The sequence below is a fragment of the Marivivens marinus genome (genome assembly GCF_035969385.1).
Taxonomy (GTDB): Bacteria; Pseudomonadota; Alphaproteobacteria; order Rhodobacterales; family Rhodobacteraceae; genus SELP01.
This window is the reverse complement of sequence record NZ_JAYKKJ010000004.1, coordinates 18,019-31,723: the sequence shown is the minus strand read 5'-3', so window position 1 is coordinate 31,723 and position 13,705 is coordinate 18,019. Positions and strand designations below refer to the sequence as shown.

Genomic DNA, 13,705 nt, shown 5'->3' with positions numbered 1-13,705 from the left:
CGATCTTGGGCGGGGCGGGATGCCGCGTCAACCATCCTGTAATGGTGGGATTCACCCCACCGCCCTAGGACAGCAGGCGGGCCGCGACCGCGGGCAATTCGGCGAAGTCGTCGATCAGCGCCTCTGGCCCGAGGTCTTCAACCGCCCGCCCCAAGGGCCCGAAGGTGACCAGCACCGACGGCACCCCCGCCGCCCGCGCGGTTTCGCGGTCGGTCACGGTATCGCCCACCAGCAGGGCGCGGGATGGATCGCCCCCGGCCCGGCGCACCGCTTCGAAGAAGGGTTCAGGGTCGGGTTTGCGGACGGGCAAGGTGTCCGCCCCCACCAGCGACCCAAAGTCATCGCGCACGCCGAGGTCGCGCATCAACCGCTCGGCCAGCCCTTCGGGTTTGTTGGTGCAGATGCCCACCGCGAACCCATCGCCGCGCAGCGCCCCGACCGCCGCCATGGTGCCCGGAAACAGGGTGGTGTGGCGCGACAGGTCGCGCCCGTAGGCCTCCAGCAGGATGGGATATTGCCGGTCGATCTCATCCTCGCCGTGGCTGCCGGTCCGGCCGAACCCAAGGGTCAGCATCGCCCGCCCGCCCCGCATCGCGGTCGGGGCATCGGCGGGATGGGTCAGCACATCGCCCAGTCCCAAACCACGAAAACAGTGGTTCGCCGCATTGATCAGGTCGCGGCTGGTATCGGCCAGCGTTCCGTCCAGATCGAAAATAACCGTGCGCATGGGCGCCGCCCCCTGAATTTCCCCATTGATCGGGTCTGGTGTAACGATCCGAAAACTGTTGTGAAGCCCCCAAAACTTGCGCCCCGGCCAAAGCCGGGTAGAAGAGGCGCAGAAGGCCGGGCAGAACAAGGAAACAGGCATGGCAACCGCATTGATCGTATTGGCCGCCGGACAGGGCACCCGGATGAATTCCGATCTGCCCAAGGTCCTGCATGAGGTCGCGGGTGCGCCGCTGCTGGTCCATGCGTTGCAATCGGGCGCGTCGTTGTCGCCGTCCCGTGTGGTGATCGTCGCCGGACATGGGGCCGAGGCGGTGACAGCCGCCGCGCATGACTGGACACCCGAAGCCGATGTGGTCATTCAAGCCGAACAGTTGGGCACTGGCCATGCCGTGGCGCAGGCCGCCCCGGCGTTGGAGGGATTCGAGGGCGAGGCGATTGTCCTTTACGGCGACACCCCCTTTATCCGCCCCGAAACGCTGGAGGCGATGATCGCCGCCCGCGCTGCCCACGACGTTGTGGTTCTGGGGTTTGAACCCGGTGATCCCGCCCGCTATGGCCGTTTGGTCATGGAAGGGAAAAGCCTGACCCGGATCGTAGAATTCAAGGACGCATCGGACGAAGAACGCGCGATAACCCTATGCAACAGCGGCGTTCTTTGTGCATCCGCACCCGTTCTGTTCGACCTCTGCGCGGCGCTGGAAAACAACAATGCGTCGGGTGAATACTACCTGACGGACGTGGTCGAACTGGCGCGCGCCAAGGGCCTTTCCGCCACCGCCGTCACCTGCGCCGAGGAAGAGACGCTGGGCGTCAATTCCCGCGCCGATCTGGCCGCGGCCGAGGCCGCCTTTCAGGCCCGCGCCCGGGCAGAGGCACTGGACATCGGCGTGACCCTGACCGCGCCGGACACTGTACATTTCGCCTTTGACACGGTCATCGGGCGGGACGCGGTGATCGAACCCAACGTGGTGTTTGGCCCCGGCGTGACCATCGAAAGCGGCGCGCGCATCCGGGCCTTCTCGCACCTCGAAGGCTGCCATGTCAGCCGCGGCGCGACCGTAGGCCCCTTCGCCCGTCTGCGCCCCGGCGCGGAACTGGCCGAGGACGTGCACATCGGCAACTTTGTCGAGGTGAAGAACGCGCAAGTGGACGAAGGCGCCAAGATCAACCACCTGTCCTATGTTGGGGACGCACACGTCGGCGAAAAAACTAACATCGGCGCCGGCACCATTACCTGCAATTATGACGGGGTGTTCAAGCACCGGACGACCATTGGCAAACGGGTCTTTGTTGGCTCGAACACCATGCTGGTGGCCCCGGTCACGATGGGCGACGATTCCATGTCGGCCACGGGCACGGTTGTCACAACTGATGTCCCCGAGGGCGCCATGGCGATCAGCCGCGCCAAGCAGGAAAACAAGCCCGGACTGGCCAAGCGCCTGTTCGACAAACTGCGCGCCCGCAAGGCTGCGCAACAAAAGAAGGACAGCTAACCCATGTGTGGTATTGTCGGCGTTCTGGGCACGCACGAAGCCGCCCCGATCCTTGTCGAGGCGCTCAAGCGGCTGGAATATCGCGGCTATGACAGCGCGGGCATCGCCACCGTCAACGAAGGCGTGCTGGACCGCCGCCGCGCGGTGGGCAAGCTGGTGAACCTCTCCGATCATCTTGTGCACAACCCGCTGGCGGGCAAGGCCGGGATCGGACACACCCGCTGGGCCACCCATGGCGCCGCGACCGAGGCCAATGCCCACCCCCACCGTGCGGGCCGCGTGGCCGTTGTTCATAACGGGATCATCGAAAACTTCCGGGAACTGCGCGCCGACCTTGATGCCAGGGGCATCCCCCACACAACGGAAACCGATACGGAAACCGTGGCCCTTCTGTGCGAAGACTATATGAATCAGGGGCTTACACCCCAGAAGGCTGTCGAGGCGACCCTTGCCCGGCTGGATGGGGCCTATGCCCTGCTGTTCCTGTTCGACGGTGAAGACGACCTGATGATCGCCGCCCGCAAGGGCAGCCCGCTGGCCATCGGTCACGGCGAGGGCGAGATGTTCGTGGGCTCCGACGCGATTGCGCTGGCCCCCATGACCGACCGGATCACCTATCTTGAAGAGGGCGATTGGGCGGTGGTGACGCGCTCTGGTGTCGAGATCCGTGATGCCGCAGGCAAGCTGGCTAACCGGCCGGTAAAGACCGTTCAAGTCGATGCCGCGGCAATCGACAAAGGCGGATACAAGCACTTCATGGCCAAGGAAATTGCGGAACAGCCCACCGTGTTGACCGGGGCGCTGAACCACTACGTGTCGGGCGGGGCTGTCTCCCTGCCCGCCCCCGGAATCGACTGGGCCCGCATCGACCGGATCACCATGGTTGCCTGTGGCACCGCCTATTACGCCTGCGTGGTCGCCAAATACTGGTTCGAACAGGTCGCCCGTTTGCCCGTCGAAGTCGATGTGGCGTCTGAATTCCGCTATCGCGAACCCCCGGTATCGCCCGGCACCATGGCGGTTTTCGTCAGCCAGTCCGGCGAAACTGCCGATACGCTCGCCGCCCTGCGCTATTGCCGGGATAAGGCCGACAGTATCGTCTCGGTCGTGAACGTCGCCGAAAGTTCGATCGCGCGGGAAAGCGACCTGGCCCTGCCGATCCTTGCCGGGGTCGAGGTCGGCGTTGCCTCGACCAAGGCGTTTACCTGCCAGTTGACCGTTCTGAAAATGCTGGTGCTGGACGCGGCCAAGGCACGCGGCATCATCGGGGCAGAGGACGTCGCGGAACGGCTGGCGGCCTTGACGACCCTGCCGGGCCTTTTGAACCAGGCACTGGGGATCGAAGAGGAATGTCGCAGCATTGCCCGCCAGCTGGCAGAGGCACGGGATATCCTGTTTCTTGGCCGCGGCCAGATGTATCCCCTCGCCCTCGAAGGCGCATTGAAACTGAAGGAAATCAGTTACATCCACGCCGAAGCTTATGCATCGGGCGAACTAAAGCACGGCCCCATCGCGCTGGTGGACAAGACCGTTCCGGTGATCGTCATGGCTCCGCGCGACGCCCTGTTCGACAAGACAGTATCGAACATGGAAGAGGTCATGGCGCGGGGTGGCAAGGTGCTCTTGATCTCGGACCGGACCGGTATCGCACAGGCCGGCGATGGGGTCTGGCAGACGATCACCATGCCCGAAATCGCCGCTGACCTTGCACCGATCCTCTATGCGATCCCGGCGCAGCTTCTGGCCTATTACACCGCTGTCGCAAAGGGCACGGATGTGGACCAGCCGCGCAACCTTGCCAAATCCGTGACGGTCGAGTGATGCAGGTTGCTGAGGCCCTTGCCGCGCTGGAGCAGCACATCGAGCCCGGGCGCGCCGAAGGGTCCGCCGCCTATCACAAGGTGGACCGGCCCTATCTGGGCGTCACCAACCCATCAATCAACGATCTGACCAAGACCTGGCGGCAGACCCAGTCGGTTGAAGACCGGATGCGTTTGGCCGATGAGCTTTGGCAAACCAACATCTATGAGGCCCGTCTGGCCGCAGCCAAGCTGTTGACGCAGGCCCGGATCAGGCCGGATGACGCGGTTTGGGCGCTGATCACCAGTTGGGTTCCCGATTTCGATTGCTGGGCCATCGCCGACCATGTCTGTATGGCCGGGATGAAGCGGCTGGTCGCGGACCCCACCCGCATTGACGAGGTCGAAGGCTGGACCACGTCCGAACTCAAATGGACCCGCCGCGCCGCGCTTGTCATTACCCTGCCCTGGACCAAGCAAAACAACCCGAAACCCGAAGATCTGGCGATCCGCGACAGGGTGCTGGACTGGGCCGCGGGCTATGTCCCCGACCGGGACTGGTTCATTCAAAAGGCAATCGCGTGGTGGCTGCGTGATCTGTCGAAACACGACCCGGACCGCACCCGCGCCTTTCTTGCCGAACACGGGGCGGCGATGAAGCCCTTTGCCCGCAAGGAAGCCGGGAAATACCTGCCCTAGAACTCGAACCGGTACATCGCCTGCGCGTTGAGAATTGCGGTCTTGTCCGACGCAGCGGTCAGCCCGACCGTCACACCGAAGACGGCACCATTGTCCTGCGCAAAATTGGCGCCAAAGGCGACCCGGGGCGCGACATAGCTAATACTGTTACCGAAACTGTCCGCGTAGTGGCCGATGTCCAGCTCCAGCCGGCCGAAATTCATCCGATAACCGTTGCTGGTCCGGACAGGCGTTTGCTGCGCGGTTGTCCCAAGGGTCAGCACCGTCGCGTCGATCCGGCTGCTGCCCGTGGGCCGTTCCCGCTTGACCGACAACCCGGCCAGCGGAACCACCATAAACCCATCCCGCTCCATGACCCGCGACCATGTCAGCGCTGCGGTGGTGCTTTCGCCTTGCGACGGCACATTCGCGACCGTGTAATTTGGACGGCCATACAGAAGATACCCGTCCAGATAGTCGCCATTGTTCAACTGGGTCGAGAAATAGGGCCCGAACAGCACCTCTTGCCGGGTCACAACGGGCGATGCTGGCGGGGTGATCGACGAATTTCCCGCCAGAACCATGAGCCCGATCAGACCGCGGCCCGACGGCCGGTCCGCGCCAAGGATCAGGTATTGGTTGTTGCCGGTAAAGCTGCCAAAGGTCGCCTGCGCCGCAACCATCGCCCGCCCGGCATAGGGTTGCACGCCGCCTCGGGTCGAAAATGTCTCGCTCTGCCCCGAGGTGGGGAAGGTCACGCCGCCGTGCAGCGACAACAGACTGTCGCGGATCACCGCCGCCTGCCCGCCGAATTCCAGCGCCGTCGTACACAGGAAGGGATCATTGTTGCCGGGCAGATATTCGCAGGTTTCCAATTCGTTTGCCTGCCCGGCCCCCGCCACCGCGGCCCCAAGGCCAAGTGCCAAAACCATTCGCTTCAAGACCGTCATCGTACCCTCCATAACCTGCAACGTTGCAAGTCATCCTAGCAGGTTGGAGATTTCGCACAGGTGGGGGAAACCGGACCTAGAGCCGGGTCACATCAACCTCGATGATCGCGGTCAGGGGCGCGCCCAGAAGGCGCATCGCGGCAAGGCTGATCTGACTGCCCGATCCGGGCTCTCCACCCGAAGGGCGCAGTTCCACCGTAATCTCCTGCCCCTCCCAGAACAGGCGGCCCTGCGCGACCTCGGACACCAGCGGGGTTTTCAGCCAGATGCCGGGATCGGCCGGGTCGCCCAACGTGGCAGAGGTGCGGCCAAGGATCGCCTGTTCCACCGTCGCCGGTTCAGAAAGGGCGGCGGCACGGTCTTCGGCGCTGGTGGTGTCAAATTCTTCGGCCGTGGTGGCGCCCACCGGGGGTGGCGGGGCAATCGGGGCAGGCTCCTCCGTGTCGGGGGCCGGCGCCTCTGCGGCGGCCTCTTCGGCGGGTCGTTCAAACAGCCCGCCAAAGATTGGTTGGGAACACCCGGTCAGGACCAGACCGGCGGACAAAAGCACAAGGGGACGCAAATCATACATGATCACAGGCTAGGCTGTCGTTCTTTGGTCTGCAATGGCCGCCTTCCCCCTTGCGCGCCACATTGCCCAACCCTAGGTTCCCAGCATGACCCCGATGCTTGTCGATCCTTTCCAGCGGGCCATCCGCTATCTACGTGTGTCCGTCACGGACCGATGCGATTTCCGCTGCGTCTATTGCATGTCCGAAAACATGACCTTCCTGCCCAAGAAAGACCTTCTGACGCTGGAAGAACTGGATCGGCTGTCGACGGCGTTCATCGGGCTTGGCGTGGAAAAGCTGCGGATCACCGGGGGCGAACCCTTGGTGCGCCGTGGGATCATGACCTATTTCAACGCGATGGGGCGGCACCTTGAAAGTGGCGCGCTGAAAGAACTGACCGTGACGACCAACGGCTCGCAACTGGGCCGTTTCGCGCAAGACCTATTCGCCGCCGGGGTGCGCCGGATCAACGTGTCCCTCGATACGCTGGACGAGGCGAAATTTGCCGAGATCACCCGCTGGGGCCGCCTGCCGCAGGTCCTGAAAGGGATCGAGGCCGCCCGCAACGCGGGCCTGCGCGTCAAGATCAACACCGTTGCCCTGAAGGGGTTCAACGAGGACGAGTTGTTCTCCATCGCCGACTGGTGCGCCCGCGAAGACATGGACTTGACCTTTATCGAGGTCATGCCGATGGGCGACATCGGCAACGAGGACCGGCTGGACCAATATTGGAAACTGACCGACCTGCGCGCGCGACTGGCCGAACGGTTCACCCTGACCGACCTGTCCGAACGCACCGGCGGCCCCGCCCGCTATGTCCGGGTCGAAGAAACCGGCCAGAAAATCGGGTTCATCACACCGCTGTCGCATAACTTCTGTGAAAGCTGCAACCGGGTGCGGATCACCTGCACCGGCGAAATCTACACCTGCCTTGGGCAAGAGGGGCATTCCGACCTGCGCGGCCCGCTGCGGGCATCGGAGGACAACGGCCAGCTTGAAACCGCGATCCGCGCGGCCATCGCGCTCAAGCCCAAGGGGCATGATTTCGACTATTCCCGCCAGACCGTCGAAGGCCGGGTCAGCCGCCACATGAGCCACACCGGCGGCTAGAGCCATTCCCTAGCGTCAATGCCGCATTGCAGCAAGCCCCCTACCTGAGCGGCACTGATTGCGCTAACAGCGTTCAGATCAGCCGCAAAGGACCCTGCCATGACCACCCAAACCATCCCCACCGACCAGATCGCCGAAGCCGCCTATCACATCTGGATGGCCGAAGGCTGCCCCGCTGGCCGCGATCAGGACCACTGGCTTGCCGCCGAGGCACAGCTGACCACCACGAAACCCGCGCCGAAAAAGCGGGCTGCTGCCAAGAAGGCCGCCCCGAAAGCGACCGAGGCCAAGGCCCCGGCCAAGCCGCGCGCCCGCAAGGCCGCCGCAAAGACCGCTTAGGGCGTCTGTCGAAAACCCAAGGCGTCACGCATCACGTAGCGCGTTGAAATCTCTGATTTCAGGCAGCGCTAGGTGATTCAGGATTTTCGCATGACGCCTAAGGCTTGCGCGCCACGAAATCGACAAGGGCGGAGCGGCCGGAATGCCCCCGCCCTTCCTGCACGTCGCGCTCATAGCTGGCGATCCGTTCGATCCGCCAATTCGGGAAGGCGTCGCGCAGCAGCGCCTCGGTATACATGTTTTCGATAAAGGGCGGGCCGCCAGTTCCTAGCGCGACCTGCTCCGGCGCATAGCCGTGCAACACGATACGCCCACCCGGCTTTAGCGCCTGCGCCATGTCGGCGAATTGCCGCGCCCGCGCCTCTGGCCCCGCGAACTGAATGAAGATGCCGACGACCAGATCGGCCTGTTCGGACCAATCCCAGCCTTCCCATGTCGAGACATGATGCGCAACAGACACCCCGCGCCGCGCGGCCAGATCTCGGGCGCGGTCAACGGCGGTCGGTGACAGGTCAAAGGCCGACACCGCCATCTCCTGCCCCGCGAACCAGGCGCTGTTGCGCCCCTCGCCGTCGGCCACGCAAAGGCAGCGCCCCTTTGGCACGACGATCCACGGGTTTTCCGTCAGAAACCGCGCCGGCGCCTCTCCGAACAGGTAGCCGCCTTCGGCCTTGTAGCGATCTTCCCACATTAGGCGGCAGGCATCCGCTGTTCCACGATCCCGGCCCACCAGCTGCAGCCTGCCGGGATCGCCTCGTCGTTGAAATTGTATTCCGGGTGATGGACCATCGCCGTGTCGCCATTGCCGACAAGGATATAGGCGCCGGGGCGTTCTTCCAGCATATAGGCGAAATCCTCGCCGCCCATGATCAACGGCGCCTCGTCACATTGGCCCGAGATCGACCGGGCCACTTGGGCCGCGAAATCGGTCTGGGCGTCGTGGTTGATCATCGGCGGATAGCCCTTGAAATAGGTGATCTCGGGCGTGGCGCCCATGGCCGCGCAGGCCTGTTTGACGACCTGATGGAACCGCGTTTCCGCCAGCGCCCGCATCTCGACCGTCAGGGTGCGGATCGTGCCCCGGATCATCACCTGTTGTGGGATCACGTTAAAGGCCTTGCTGTCGCTTTCGATCGAGGTGACGGACACCACGATCTGTTCGACCGGATCGGCGTTGCGGCTGGCGATGGTCTGCAGCATCGACACCACCTGCGCCGAGGTGACGACCGGATCTATGGTCTCATGCGGTTTGGCGGCATGGCCGCCCTTACCCTTGATCACCACCTCGAACTGGTCCGTTGCGGCAAAGAACGGGCCGGGCCGGATCGCGAAACTGCCGACCGGGCGTCCGGGCCAGTTGTGCATCCCGTAAACCTCTTGCACCCCGAAGCGGTCCATCATGCCATCCGCGCACATCTCGCGCCCGCCGCCGCCGCCCTCTTCGGCGGGCTGGAAGATGACAACGACGGTGCCGTCGAAATTGCGGGTCTCGGACAGGTATTTCGCCGCCCCCAGCAGCATCGCAGTGTGGCCATCATGGCCGCAGGCATGCATCGCGCCCGGGGTCTTCGAGGCATAGTCCAGCCCCGTCGCCTCCTCGATCGGAAGCGCGTCCATATCGGCGCGCAGCCCGATCACCTTGCCCGACCCGGTGGATTTGCCCCGGATCACCCCGACAACACCGGTCCGTCCGATGCCCGTCACCACCTCGTCACACCCGAAGGCCCGCAGCTTTTCGGCCACAAGGGCGGATGTACGGTGGGTCTCGAACAGGATTTCGGGGTGTTCGTGGATGTCGCGGCGCCAGGCGGTGATTTCATCCTGCATTTCAGCGAGGCGGTTTTTGACGGGCATGGGAGTGTCCTTGTCTGGGGTCGGGCAAACCCTGCCGGATTCCGCCACGACCGGCAAGGGAGTGGTGGGTTGAAACCCACCTTACCCGGGGGCGCTTCGCCCCCCACCAAATAATTCATGGCCCCCAGAGGATATTTCGAACCCAAAGAAGACTGGACGCTCAGTCCATCCCCCTTCTTTGGGTCAACAAATATCCCGGGGTGAATGGCCCGTCAGGGCCAGAGGGGCAGAGCCCCTGAACGTAAGGTGGGTTTCAACCCACCGCCCGTCACAGCGCGGGGCCCAGATCGATCTTTGATCCGTCCGAAAACCGCGACAGTCGGAACCGGTGCAGCGCATGGCCCGGATCATTGCACTGCACCAGATCGGCCACCACCCGGCCCACGCCGGGGCCGATGCCGAACCCATGGCCACTCATCCCCGTGGCGATGGTCAGGCCGGGAAGGCTTTCGGCCCGGTCAATCACCGGCACCACGTCCGGCATTGTGTCGATCATCCCCGCCCATGCGGTGTGAAACCGGACCGGCGGCAGGTCGGGATACATCCGCGCGAACAGGGACCGAAGCTGGAACAACTTGCCCATGTTCGGTTTCGGGTTCAGCACCCGGATCGCCTCGAAGGGGCTGGATCTGTCCGCATCCCACCGGCGCGGAGTGCCCCATGCGTCGGGATACCCTGTCGGCGCGGCTGGGCGATAGGAGGTTCCGAAAGGGTTGCCCTTCAATTGGGTGACGAACTTGGGCAGGGACCGAAACGCATCCGGCCCGATGAACAATTCATGGAACGACGAGGGCGCAAAGGTGTATCCCCCATCCGCCCGCCGCCGGAAGGCCAGTTTCGATCCCGCCACCCCGCAGTCCGCCACCAGTGGCAGCGGATCAGAGGCCGCAACCGAGGCCCGGACCGACAATTGCGGGATCTGCACCCCATGCGCCTGCAGCAACAGTCGCGACCATGCCCCGCCCGCGACGACCACTGCCGGGGCCTTGATCCGCCCCGCCTCTGTCACCACGCCCGCGACCCGGCCAGCTGCCACGTCGATCGCCCGCACGGCGCAGTTTTCGGCGATCACCGCCCCCTCTTTCGCGGCCAGCCGCGCCAGCGCCGGCACCGCCAGCCAGGGTTCGGCCCGCATGTCGGATGGGGTATAAAGCCCGCCGTGCCACACCCCCCGCGCCCCCGGCAGCAGATCGGCCAGCCCGGCCCGCGATAGAACCTGAGTATCCACTCCATGGACCTGCGCATGGGGCATCCAGCCCTCAAAATCGGCCATGTCCTTTTCGGTTTCGCCCAGATACAGCACCCCACCCTGTTTCAGACCGATATCCCTATCCAACTGCGGGGCCAGGTCGCGCCAGTGCCGGTTCGCCTCGACCATGATCGGCAATTCATCCGGGTCGCGCCCCTGTTGCCGGATCCAGCCCCAGTTGCGGCTGGATTGTTCCCCCGCGATGCGCCCCTTTTCGGCCAGAACAACCCGCTGCCCCGCCCGCGCCAGCCAATAGGCGGTCATCACGCCGGTCACACCGCCCCCGACAACGACCACGTTGGCGCTGTCCGGCAGGCCGCTGCCATGTTCGATGGGTGAGGTTTCAGAGATGGGAAAGGGGGTCATGGCGGGCCTGTGCACTGCGGATTTCAGGGCCGAGCCTGTGCCGCCCCGCGGGCAAGGTCAAGCACCCTCAGGCCCGCCGCAAAACATGGAAAATAGGACCGGAATCGGCGGCCAGCGCCCCGCGCATGGAACAATTTCCCGGCCCAGTTCCTGACCGGAAACGCCCGTTCCGCTTTGACGGCCAGCCCGCAACCCCGTCCCGCCCCACCGGTTTGCAGGACTCGGCCGCCCGATCTATGGCCCACCTCATGCAGACAGGAGAATATGCAGATGTTTGAATCCTTTGGCTTCGAGACATTGACCGCGCCGCAGGCGGCGGTCTGGTTCGGCGGGCTTCTGGGCCTTGCCTTTGGCGTGCTGGCACAGCGCAGCCGGTTCTGTCTGCGCCGCGCGGTTGCGGGCGATCCTGGCGAGCGCGCCAGCGCCGGGGCGGTCTGGCTGATCGCGCTGGCCGTGGCCCTGTTGGGCACCCAATGGGCCGTCTCGCGCGGCTGGGTCGATTTCGGGGCGCATCGGTTCATGGCCTCCGATCTTCCGATCGTGGCAATTGTTGTCGGTGGTCTGCTGTTTGGCGCGGGCATGGTGCTGACCCGGGGATGTGTGTCCCGGCTGACCGTGCTGGGCGCCTCGGGCAACTTGCGGGCGCTGACGGTCATCGCCGTCTTTGCCATCACCGCCCATGCCGCGCTCAAGGGGCTTCTGGCCCCGGTCCGGACCACGCTTGGCAGCGTCACCGTCGCGCTGGACCCTGCCCTGCCCGGCCCTGTCGCGATCTGGGTCGCTGTCGTGGCCGTGGCCGCCATCGCACTGGCGGTGCGGGTGCGCCTGTCGTGGAAACTGGCGCTTGGCGGGCTACTGATCGGGGCGCTTGTCCCGCTGGGCTGGGCCGGAACCGGCTTTGTCCTTTATGACGATTTCGACCCCATCGCGCTGGAAAGCCTGTCCTTCACCTCACCTTGGGCCGAAACCCTGTTCTTCACGGTTGCCTCCACCTCGATCCCGGGCAGCTTTGGCACCGGGTTGGTCGGTGGGGTTCTGGTGGGGGCGCTCGTGGCCTCTGTGATCTTCCGCGACTTCCAGTGGCAAAGCTTCACCACGCCGCGCGAAACCGGGCGCTATGTCCTTGGTGGGGCGCTGATGGGTCTGGGCGGCGTGCTTGCCGGCGGCTGCACAGTCGGCGCGGGTCTGGCCGGGGTGCCGACCCTGTCGATCGCGGCCCTGCTCGCGCTCGCCTCGATCATCGCGGGTGCCCGCGCGGTCAGTGCAGTTTCTTCCGGATCTGCCGCACCATCCACCACACGGCCGCTACAACCGGCAGAGTAAGCCCTGCCGCCAGCCACCCCTTGTCAAGGTGAACCGCCTTGGCAAGGGGGGTCAGCAGGTAGATGCACAGGTTCAGCGCGTAGTAGCTGATCGCCACCACCGACAGCCCCTCGACCGTCTGCTGCAGACGCAGTTGCAGTTCCGCGCGCTGGTTCATCGCCTCCAGCAGCGCCTTGTTTTCCGCAGATCGTTCCACATCAACCCGTGTCCGCAAAAGGTCGCTGGCCCGGACCGCGCGGTCGGTCAGCGCCTGAAGCCGGTATTCGGTGGATTTCACCGTGCGCATCGCCGGGTCGAACCGGCGCATCATAAACTCGGCAAATGTCTGACGGCCCTGAAACCGGTCCTCGCGCAGGATCTCGATCCGCTGGTTGACGATGGTCTCATAGGCCCCCGTCGCGCCAAATCGGAACGAGGCTCGCGCCGCCACGCTTTCCAACTCGGCCGAGACTGCAAGAAGCGCGTGCAGTGTTTCCGCGGGCTTGGTCGCGTCGTCCTGCATTCCTTCCACCAGATCGGTCAGCCGCCGGTCCAGCGCCCCCAGACGGCCCGACAGGTCGCGGGCCTTGGCAAGGCCCAGCATCGACATGGCCTTGTAGGTCTCGATCTCGCACAGACGTTGCAGGACCCGGCCAATGCGGCGGGCACCGGTCTGGGGCCGGGCGAAGATGGCGAACCGCATGTGGCCGCCATGGTCGATCCGGAAATCCGAGGCCACAACCAGTTCATCCTCCAGCACCCGGCTGATGGCAAGGCTTTCGGGGACGAACCAATCGGCCACCTTGTCGATGATCCCCTCGTCGCCCTCTGCCACCTCGACCCGGATCAGGGCCGATGTGACACGGGTGCCGGGCGCGGCGGCCAGCCAGTCTTCGGGGAACAGGCCAAAGGTTGCGGCGTCAAAGGGACGTTCCGCAACACCTTCGCCAAGGATCGTGTAGGTCACGAATTCCGTATGGCTTTCCCATTTCAGGAAATGCTTGCCGATCTGGCCGAAGTAATGGGTCGCGCCGGGCTGCGGGTGCTGCGCCCCGAACCGGTCCAGCAGGGCAATCAGATGGGCGCGGTCCGCGTCCCTGTCCCGTGCCGCCGCCCTTTCGGCAGGTTTCAGCGCCAGATAGGCCGCGCGCCCCGGCGCCTTCATCGACGGGAAGGGACGGGCGTGCAGTTCATTGGCAAGCTGATAGCGCAGCGGGTGTTCGGTGATCACAGCCATGGTCGGACCTAGGGGTAACGTGGCGGCACCCTAGCGCCCCACACGCAT

Annotated in this window: 13 protein-coding genes; 6 read left to right on the top strand and 7 right to left on the bottom strand. The window is 64.8% G+C overall.

The genetic code is table 11. The annotated features are described in order from the left end of the window. Nucleotides 1–64 precede the first annotated feature (64 nt). Nucleotides 65–727 carry an HAD-IA family hydrolase gene (locus tag U3648_RS07135; RefSeq protein WP_420858559.1) on the bottom strand — a complete coding sequence of 221 codons (663 nt, stop codon included), beginning with the start codon at nucleotides 725–727 and terminating at the stop codon, nucleotides 65–67. Between the two features lie 139 nt (nucleotides 728–866). Between U3648_RS07135 and glmU the strand changes: the two genes are divergently transcribed. Genes glmU through U3648_RS07120 form a run of 3 tightly spaced genes read left to right on the top strand, consistent with a single transcriptional unit; the run spans nucleotide 867 to nucleotide 4,720 of the window. Next, on the top strand, nucleotides 867–2,222 hold the full coding sequence (gene glmU / locus U3648_RS07130) for a bifunctional UDP-N-acetylglucosamine diphosphorylase/glucosamine-1-phosphate N-acetyltransferase GlmU (protein WP_420858558.1): 1,356 nt from the start codon (nucleotides 867–869) through the stop codon (nucleotides 2,220–2,222). A gap of 3 nt (nucleotides 2,223–2,225) precedes the next feature. After that, nucleotides 2,226–4,043 (top strand): glutamine--fructose-6-phosphate transaminase (isomerizing), encoded by a 1,818-nt coding sequence (gene glmS / locus U3648_RS07125; RefSeq protein WP_420858557.1) that lies wholly within the window; start codon nucleotides 2,226–2,228, stop codon nucleotides 4,041–4,043. Further along, nucleotides 4,043–4,720 carry a DNA alkylation repair protein gene (locus tag U3648_RS07120; RefSeq protein WP_420858556.1) on the top strand — a complete coding sequence of 226 codons (678 nt, stop codon included), beginning with the start codon at nucleotides 4,043–4,045 and terminating at the stop codon, nucleotides 4,718–4,720. The genes glmS and U3648_RS07120 overlap by 1 nt, the downstream gene beginning before the upstream one ends. Here U3648_RS07120 and U3648_RS07115 read toward each other — a convergent pair. Next, on the bottom strand, nucleotides 4,717–5,649 hold the full coding sequence (locus U3648_RS07115) for an autotransporter outer membrane beta-barrel domain-containing protein (protein ID WP_420858554.1): 933 nt from the start codon (nucleotides 5,647–5,649) through the stop codon (nucleotides 4,717–4,719). The two genes, U3648_RS07120 and U3648_RS07115, sit on opposite strands and share 4 nt — an antisense overlap. Before the next feature lie 76 nt (nucleotides 5,650–5,725). Next, nucleotides 5,726–6,220, bottom strand: a complete 495-nt coding sequence (locus U3648_RS07110) for a D-galactarate dehydratase (protein ID WP_420858553.1) — start codon at nucleotides 6,218–6,220, stop codon at nucleotides 5,726–5,728. Between the two features lie 85 nt (nucleotides 6,221–6,305). On the opposite strand from U3648_RS07110, the gene moaA reads away from it, so the two are divergent. Both moaA and U3648_RS07100 read left to right on the top strand, forming a co-directional pair. Beyond that, nucleotides 6,306–7,310 (top strand): GTP 3',8-cyclase MoaA, encoded by a 1,005-nt coding sequence (gene moaA, locus U3648_RS07105; RefSeq protein ID WP_420858552.1) that lies wholly within the window; start codon nucleotides 6,306–6,308, stop codon nucleotides 7,308–7,310. A 99-nt stretch (nucleotides 7,311–7,409) separates the two neighbouring features. Next, on the top strand, nucleotides 7,410–7,649 hold the full coding sequence (locus U3648_RS07100) for a DUF2934 domain-containing protein (RefSeq protein WP_420858551.1): 240 nt from the start codon (nucleotides 7,410–7,412) through the stop codon (nucleotides 7,647–7,649). Nucleotides 7,650–7,746: 97 nt separating this feature from the next. Here the strand turns inward: U3648_RS07100 and U3648_RS07095 are convergent, their stop codons facing one another. The 3 genes from U3648_RS07095 to U3648_RS07085 form a co-directional block, all read right to left on the bottom strand. After that, nucleotides 7,747–8,340 carry an SAM-dependent methyltransferase gene (locus U3648_RS07095; protein ID WP_420858550.1) on the bottom strand — a complete coding sequence of 198 codons (594 nt, stop codon included), beginning with the start codon at nucleotides 8,338–8,340 and terminating at the stop codon, nucleotides 7,747–7,749. After that, the gene (locus U3648_RS07090; protein ID WP_420858549.1) at nucleotides 8,340–9,503 is read right to left on the bottom strand and encodes a M20 aminoacylase family protein; all 1,164 of its coding nucleotides are present in this window, start codon (nucleotides 9,501–9,503) and stop codon (nucleotides 8,340–8,342) included. Before U3648_RS07090 ends, U3648_RS07095 begins: the two co-directional genes overlap by 1 nt. 268 nt (nucleotides 9,504–9,771) lie before the next feature. Next, on the bottom strand, nucleotides 9,772–11,118 hold the full coding sequence (locus tag U3648_RS07085; RefSeq protein ID WP_420858548.1) for an NAD(P)/FAD-dependent oxidoreductase: 1,347 nt from the start codon (nucleotides 11,116–11,118) through the stop codon (nucleotides 9,772–9,774). Between the two features lie 270 nt (nucleotides 11,119–11,388). Between U3648_RS07085 and U3648_RS07080 the strand changes: the two genes are divergently transcribed. Then, nucleotides 11,389–12,441 (top strand): YeeE/YedE thiosulfate transporter family protein, encoded by a 1,053-nt coding sequence (locus U3648_RS07080; RefSeq protein WP_420858547.1) that lies wholly within the window; start codon nucleotides 11,389–11,391, stop codon nucleotides 12,439–12,441. Here the strand turns inward: U3648_RS07080 and U3648_RS07075 are convergent. Further along, nucleotides 12,377–13,657, bottom strand: a complete 1,281-nt coding sequence (locus U3648_RS07075) for a DUF3422 family protein (protein WP_420858546.1) — start codon at nucleotides 13,655–13,657, stop codon at nucleotides 12,377–12,379. The genes U3648_RS07080 and U3648_RS07075 overlap by 65 nt on opposite strands. Between the last annotated feature and the right edge of the window lie 48 nt (nucleotides 13,658–13,705).

Excerpts from the sequence above, each read along its gene's own strand:
- glmU (WP_420858558.1), top strand. The coding sequence starts at position 867 with ATGGCAACCGCATTGATCGTATTGGCCGCCGGACAGGGCACCCGGATG.
- U3648_RS07080 (WP_420858547.1), top strand. The coding sequence starts at position 11,389 with ATGTTTGAATCCTTTGGCTTCGAGACATTGACCGCGCCGCAGGCGGCG.
- glmS (WP_420858557.1), top strand. The coding sequence starts at position 2,226 with ATGTGTGGTATTGTCGGCGTTCTGGGCACGCACGAAGCCGCCCCGATC.
- U3648_RS07095 (WP_420858550.1), bottom strand. The coding sequence starts at position 8,340 with ATGTGGGAAGATCGCTACAAGGCCGAAGGCGGCTACCTGTTCGGAGAG.
- U3648_RS07120 (WP_420858556.1), top strand. The coding sequence starts at position 4,043 with ATGCAGGTTGCTGAGGCCCTTGCCGCGCTGGAGCAGCACATCGAGCCC.
- U3648_RS07085 (WP_420858548.1), bottom strand. The coding sequence starts at position 11,118 with ATGACCCCCTTTCCCATCTCTGAAACCTCACCCATCGAACATGGCAGC.
- U3648_RS07115 (WP_420858554.1), bottom strand. The coding sequence starts at position 5,649 with ATGACGGTCTTGAAGCGAATGGTTTTGGCACTTGGCCTTGGGGCCGCG.
- U3648_RS07135 (WP_420858559.1), bottom strand. The coding sequence starts at position 727 with ATGCGCACGGTTATTTTCGATCTGGACGGAACGCTGGCCGATACCAGC.
- U3648_RS07110 (WP_420858553.1), bottom strand. The coding sequence starts at position 6,220 with ATGTATGATTTGCGTCCCCTTGTGCTTTTGTCCGCCGGTCTGGTCCTG.
- U3648_RS07090 (WP_420858549.1), bottom strand. The coding sequence starts at position 9,503 with ATGCCCGTCAAAAACCGCCTCGCTGAAATGCAGGATGAAATCACCGCC.
- moaA (WP_420858552.1), top strand. The coding sequence starts at position 6,306 with ATGACCCCGATGCTTGTCGATCCTTTCCAGCGGGCCATCCGCTATCTA.
- U3648_RS07075 (WP_420858546.1), bottom strand. The coding sequence starts at position 13,657 with ATGGCTGTGATCACCGAACACCCGCTGCGCTATCAGCTTGCCAATGAA.
- U3648_RS07100 (WP_420858551.1), top strand. The coding sequence starts at position 7,410 with ATGACCACCCAAACCATCCCCACCGACCAGATCGCCGAAGCCGCCTAT.